The following is a 5,507-nucleotide window of genomic DNA, read 5'->3' as shown; positions in this document are numbered from 1 at the left end:
CTCCAGTACGCGCTGGGCGCCCACGTGCCCCGCGGCCAGGTCACGGAGGTGGCGGGCGCGCTCGCCACGGCCGCCGCGCATCTCATTGGTGATCCRCTCGCCGCCCGCGGCGAGTGGATCACCAATGAGAAGCGGCTCCTGGCGCGGGCGGGCCTGCGGGAGGTGGACACGCTGCTGGCGGCGCTCGGGCCAGGTCACGAGGCGCTCAGGCACGCCGTGACCGAGGCGGCGGCCCTCTTCCGGAGCGCGGCCTGAGCGCTCCGCACCCCCGAGTGGGAGGCCTCGTTCGAGCGCTCGGGTGGCCATCGCCTAGCACTCCGCTTGACCGAGTGCTAGCGGAGCAATAATCTCAACCCTGGCACTCTCCCCGTGGGAGTGCCAGCAGTACGCGACGGGCAGATCCGGCACCCGCGACGGCGGATCCACCTGGTCGCCACCCCAGACACAAGACCCCATTGAGATCTCCGAAGGGGGAGGTCGGATCGTGACGACCGCCAGCTCCAAGGTTGCCATCAAGCCGCTCGAGGACCGCATCGTGGTCCAGCCGCTCGACGCCGAGGAGACCACGGCCTCTGGCCTGGTCATCCCGGACACCGCCAAGGAGAAGCCGCAGGAGGGCACCGTCCTGGCCGTCGGCCCGGGCCGCTTCGAGGACGGCAACCGGCTCCCGCTCGACGTCAAGGTCGGTGACATCGTGCTGTACAGCAAGTACGGCGGCACCGAGGTGAAGTACAGCGGCGAGGAATACCTCGTTCTCTCGGCCCGCGACGTGCTCGCGATCGTCGAGAAGTAAGTCAGCCGCAGCTGCCGCGGCTCACGCGGCAGCTCGCAGCGAACCGCGCCCTGGTGCCCGCTCCCGAGAGGTAGCAGGGTCCAGGGCGCGGTTCGTGCGAGACGTGTCTCGAAACGTGTGAGAGGACACAACAGCTTCCATGGCGAAGATCCTGAAGTTCGACGAGGACGCCCGTCGCGCCCTTGAGCGCGGTGTCAACAACCTGGCCGACACCGTGAAGGTGACGATCGGCCCCAAGGGCCGCAACGTCGTCATCGACAAGAAGTTCGGCGCCCCGACCATCACCAACGACGGTGTCACCATCGCCCGCGAGGTCGAGGTCGAGGACCCGTACGAGAACCTGGGCGCCCAGCTCCTCAAGGAGGTGGCGACCAAGACCAACGACATCGCGGGTGACGGCACCACCACCGCCACGGTGCTGGCCCAGGCCCTGGTCCGCGAGGGCCTGCGCAACGTCGCCGCCGGCGCCTCCCCGGCCGCCCTGAAGAAGGGCATCGACGCGGCCGTCTCCGCCGTCTCCGACGAGCTGGTGAAGACCGCCCGTCCGATCGACTCCAAGGAGGACATCGCCTCCGTCGCCGCGCTGTCGGCGCAGGACAAGCAGGTCGGCGAGCTGATCGCCGAGGCGATGGACAAGGTCGGCAAGGACGGTGTCATCACCGTCGAGGAGTCCCAGACCTTCGGCCTGGAGCTGGACTTCACCGAGGGCATGGCCTTCGACAAGGGCTACCTCTCGCCCTACTTCGTCACCGACCAGGAGCGTATGGAGGCCGTCCTCGACGACCCGTACATCCTGATCCACCAGGGCAAGATCAGCTCCATCCAGGACATGCTGCCGCTGCTGGAGAAGGTCATGCAGGCCGGCGGCTCCAAGCCGCTGCTGATCATCGCCGAGGACGTGGAGGGCGAGGCCCTGTCCACCCTCGTCGTCAACAAGATCCGCGGCACCTTCAACGCCGTCGCCGTCAAGGCCCCCGGCTTCGGCGACCGCCGCAAGGCGATGCTCGGCGACATGGCGACGCTGACCGGCGCCACCGTCATCGCCGAGGAGGTCGGCCTCAAGCTCGACCAGGCCGGTCTCGACGTGCTCGGCACCGCCCGCCGCGTGACCGTCACCAAGGACGACACCACCATCGTCGACGGTGCGGGCAAGAGCGAGGACGTGGCCGGCCGCGTCGCCCAGATCAAGGGGGAGATCGAGGCCACCGACTCCGACTGGGACCGCGAGAAGCTCCAGGAGCGCCTCGCCAAGCTGGCCGGCGGCGTCTGCGTCATCCGCGTCGGCGCGGCCACCGAGGTGGAGCTCAAGGAGAAGAAGCACCGCCTGGAGGACGCGATCTCCGCGACCCGCGCGGCCGTCGAGGAGGGCATCGTCTCCGGCGGTGGCTCCGCGCTCGTCCACGCCGTCAAGGTCCTGGAGGGCAACCTCGGCAAGAGCGACGACGAGGCCACCGGTGTCGCCACCGTGCGCCGCGCCGCCGTCGAGCCGCTGCGCTGGATCGCCGAGAACGCGGGCCTGGAGGGCTACGTCATCACCTCCAAGGTCGGCGAGATGGAGGCCGGTCAGGGCTTCAACGCCGCCACCGGCGAGTACGGCGACCTGGTGAAGGCCGGCGTCATCGACCCGGTGAAGGTGACGCGCTCCGCGCTGGAGAACGCCGCCTCCATCGCCTCGCTGCTGCTGACGACCGAGACCCTGGTCGTCGAGAAGCCGGCGGAGGAGGAAGAGGCCGCCGCGGGCCACGGCCACGGCCACGCCCACTGAGGCGACCCGCGCTCACGAGAAGGGCGCACCCCCGCGCGGGGGTGCGCCCTTCTCGCGCGCCGGGCGCCTGGTGACCGGCGCCGCGCGCGGCATTGCGCGCGGGTCCCTGCGGGCTTCTACTGGGGTCCGAACTTGCGTCCCGTCGTCGAGGAGACCCGGCCCAGCACCCCCTGAGGGACGAGGCGGGAGGCGCCCAGCAAAGCCTTGTAGCGGGGATCCGGGATGGACAGCGACCGGCCCCGCGCCAGGTCGCGAAGAGCGGTCTCCACCACCTTGTCGGCGTCCAGCCACATCCAGCTGGGGATGTTTCCGGTACCCATACCGGCCCGCTCGTGGAACTCCGTACGGACGAACCCCGGGCACAGCGCGAGCAGCCGCACGCCCTGCCCGGCCAGGTCCTTGGCGGCGCCCTGGGTGAACTGGGTGACCCACGCCTTGGAGGCGCCGTACGTCCCGCGGGGGAAGAACGCGGCGACGGAGGCGACGTTGATGACGCCGCCCCTGCCCCGCTCGCGCATGGACGCGGTGGCGGCGCTGGTCAGCCGCAGCACCGCCTCGCAGTGCACCTTGAGCATCGCCAACTCGTCGGCGAGCTCCACTTCCAGATAACGGCCCTTGTTGCCGAAGCCCGCGTTGTTGACCAGCAGGTCGATCGGGTGCGCGGGATCGCGCAGCCGGTCCTCGACGGCCGCGATACCGGCGTCGGTCGCCAGGTCGGCGGTGATGACGTCCGCCTCCACGCCGTGCCGGTCGTGCAGCTCGGTCGCCTCGCGCCACAGGCGCTCGGTGTCGCGTGCGGCGAGCACGAGGTGGTAGCCGCGGGAGGCGAGGCGGCGCGCGAAGGCGGCGCCGATCCCCGCGGTGGCTCCCGTAATCAGTGCAGTCGTCATGCGGCAACGCTATCGGCCCGGCCGCCGGGGTCCGGGCCGAGGCGCCCCGCGTCCTGACCTGGTGTCAGGCCCGGGTGCGCCGCAGCGCCTTGTCCCGCGCCTCGCGGTCCAGCGGCTCGCCCGCCGCCAGGATGCGGGGCAGCAGCTCCGGTTCGCCCGTCAGCGACCGGAACAGGAAGCTGACCGTGACCTCGTGGTCGGGGCGGTGCACGACGGTGACCGCGTCCCCCACCCGCAGGTGGCCCGGGTCGAGCACCCGCAGGTAGGCGCCCGGGCGCCGGCGCGCGGTGAAGCGGTGCAGCCACCGCTCCTCGGCCATCCACCCCGCGAAGGTGCGGCAGGGGATCCGCATGGAGCACACCTCCAGCAGCGGCCCCGTGCCGGGGACGCCGATCTGCCAGCGCTCGCCGATGAGCGCCGCGTCGACGTCGATGCCCTCGGTGGTGAGGTTCTCCCCGAAGGAGCCGTTGGGCAGTGTGCGGCCCAACTCGCGCTCCCAGTAGTCGAGTTCCTCCCGGGAGTAGGCATAGACGGCCTGCTCGTCGCCGCCGTGGTGCCGCTTGTTGCCGATGGTGTCCCCGGCCAGCGCGCTGCCGCCGGTGCCGCGGGGCCCCGGCGCAAAGACGGCGACTGGATCGCTGGTGGGCTGCTTGTCGATGCCGGTCCGCTTGTCCGCGGCGTCGCTGTACTCGGACCGGTGGGGTTTGGCCAGGTTCACGGAGAGCAGCTGCATGGCCCGAGGCTAGCCGCGCCCCACCCAAAGGCGCGAACGTGTTTTCCGACCGCTCCCCAAGGCGTCCTTATGGGCGGACGTATGCTCGAAGCATGATCGAGGCACGACATCTGCGGGTGCTGCGCGCGGTCGCCACCACCGGCTCCTTCTCCGCCGCCGCGCGCGACCTGGGCTGCACCCAGCCCGCCGTCAGCCAGCAGATGAAGGCGCTGGAGGCAGCCGCGGGAACCCCGCTGCTGGTCAGGGCGGGGCGCGAGATGCGGCTCACCCAGGCGGGTGAAGCGCTGGTGCGGCACGCGGCGGGCATCCTGGCCGGGCTGGCCGCCGCGGAGGAGGAGGTGGCGGCGCTGGCCGGGCTGCGCGCGGGACGGGTGCGCCTGGTCTCCTTCCCCAGCGGCAGCTCGACGCTGGTGCCGACGGCTGTGGCGGCCATGCGCGCCGACCACCCCGGCACCCGGGTCTCCCTGGTGGAGGCGGAGCCGCCGCGCTCGGTGGAGATGCTGCGCGCCGGGGACTGCGAGATCGCGCTGGCCTTCCGCTACGGCGCCGCTCCCGAGTGGGCGGACTTGGTGGCCAGGCCGCTGCTCACGGACCGGCTGGTCGGTCTCGTGCCGCAGGAACACCCGTTCGCGGACGCCGACGAGGTCGACATCGGCACGCTCGCCGAGGAGCCGTGGATCGCGGGGTGCCCCCGCTGCCGCAGGCACCTCGTCGAGGTGTGCGAGGCGGCGGGGTTCACCCCGCGCATCGACTTCGCCACCGACGACTACCCGGCGGTGGTCGGCCTGGTCGGCGCGGGACTCGGCGTGGCCGTGCTCCCTGAGCTGGCCGTGGAGTCCGTACGCCCCAGGGGCACGCGTGCGGTACGGGTCAGCCCCGCGGTGCAGCGCGAGGTGGTGGCCCTCACCCTGCCCGACCTCGCCCAGGTGCCGGCCGTCGCCGCGATGCTGGAACGGCTGGAGACGGCGGCCCGCCGGTGAGCGGCTGGGCCGGTGGGCCGGTGGGCCGGTAGGCCGGTGGGCCGCTGAGCCGGTGAGCAGCGGGTGCCCGCTGCGGCGCGGGTGGCCTCGGTCCAGGCCCGCCCGCCCGTAGCCCGCTATCTCTCCCCGACCGGCTCGGTCCTGCCGTACCGCTCGACCGCGTCGAACCGCTCGCTCTCCTCGAACCCCTCGTCGAACCCCTCGGCTTGGCCGAGGGCCCCCGCCTCGTCGAACCGCTCGGCTCCGCCCATGGCCTCGGCCTCGGCCGCGGTCTCGTCGAACCGGTCCGTCCCGTCGAAGCCTCCGGCTCCGTCGAGGGCCTCGGCCTCACCGGACTGTCCGGCGG

The 5,507-nt window shown here is 72.2% G+C and carries 6 protein-coding genes and 1 pseudogene; 4 read left to right on the top strand and 3 right to left on the bottom strand.

Going from position 1 to position 5,507, the window contains the following annotated elements; translation table 11 throughout:
• From AB8Z75_RS29660 to groL, 3 genes and pseudogenes are all read left to right on the top strand, one after another.
• A pseudogene (locus tag AB8Z75_RS29660) lies at window positions 1-255 on the top strand (nucleotidyltransferase domain-containing protein); the annotation flags it as partial.
• 229 nt (window positions 256-484) lie between these two features.
• Window positions 485-793, top strand: coding sequence for a co-chaperone GroES (groES, locus tag AB8Z75_RS29655; RefSeq protein ID WP_016473371.1), 309 nt, complete (start codon window positions 485-487; stop codon window positions 791-793).
• Between the two features lie 139 nt (window positions 794-932).
• Window positions 933-2,558 carry a chaperonin GroEL gene (gene groL, locus AB8Z75_RS29650; RefSeq protein WP_369207350.1) on the top strand — a complete coding sequence of 542 codons (1,626 nt, stop codon included), beginning with the start codon at window positions 933-935 and terminating at the stop codon, window positions 2,556-2,558.
• Window positions 2,559-2,674: 116 nt separating this feature from the next.
• Here groL and AB8Z75_RS29645 read toward each other — a convergent pair whose 3' ends face one another.
• On the bottom strand, window positions 2,675-3,448 hold the full coding sequence (locus tag AB8Z75_RS29645; RefSeq protein ID WP_369207348.1) for an SDR family NAD(P)-dependent oxidoreductase: 774 nt from the start codon (window positions 3,446-3,448) through the stop codon (window positions 2,675-2,677).
• 64 nt (window positions 3,449-3,512) lie between these two features.
• Window positions 3,513-4,181, bottom strand: a complete 669-nt coding sequence (locus AB8Z75_RS29640; protein ID WP_369207346.1) for an MOSC domain-containing protein — start codon at window positions 4,179-4,181, stop codon at window positions 3,513-3,515.
• A gap of 92 nt (window positions 4,182-4,273) precedes the next feature.
• Here AB8Z75_RS29640 and AB8Z75_RS29635 point away from each other — a divergent pair, with 92 nt between their 5' ends.
• On the top strand, window positions 4,274-5,161 hold the full coding sequence (locus AB8Z75_RS29635) for a LysR family transcriptional regulator (RefSeq protein ID WP_369207344.1): 888 nt from the start codon (window positions 4,274-4,276) through the stop codon (window positions 5,159-5,161).
• A gap of 116 nt (window positions 5,162-5,277) precedes the next feature.
• On the opposite strand, the gene AB8Z75_RS29630 is transcribed toward AB8Z75_RS29635, so the two are convergent.
• Window positions 5,278-5,507, bottom strand: a 230-nt coding sequence (locus AB8Z75_RS29630; protein WP_369207342.1) for a hypothetical protein, incomplete at its 5' end; no start/stop codon positions are given.

The sequence above is a fragment of the Streptomyces sp. PU-14G genome, assembly GCF_041028275.1.
Taxonomy (GTDB): Bacteria; Actinomycetota; Actinomycetes; order Streptomycetales; family Streptomycetaceae; genus Streptomyces.
Note: the sequence above shows the minus strand (reverse complement) of the source record. Positions and strands in the feature narration are given on the sequence as shown.

Coding starts and splice junctions, on each gene's coding strand:
- groL (WP_369207350.1), top strand. CDS start 933: ATGGCGAAGATCCTGAAGTTCGACGAGGACGCCCGTCGCGCCCTTGAG.
- AB8Z75_RS29635 (WP_369207344.1), top strand. CDS start 4,274: ATGATCGAGGCACGACATCTGCGGGTGCTGCGCGCGGTCGCCACCACC.
- AB8Z75_RS29640 (WP_369207346.1), bottom strand. CDS start 4,181: ATGCAGCTGCTCTCCGTGAACCTGGCCAAACCCCACCGGTCCGAGTAC.
- AB8Z75_RS29645 (WP_369207348.1), bottom strand. CDS start 3,448: ATGACGACTGCACTGATTACGGGAGCCACCGCGGGGATCGGCGCCGCC.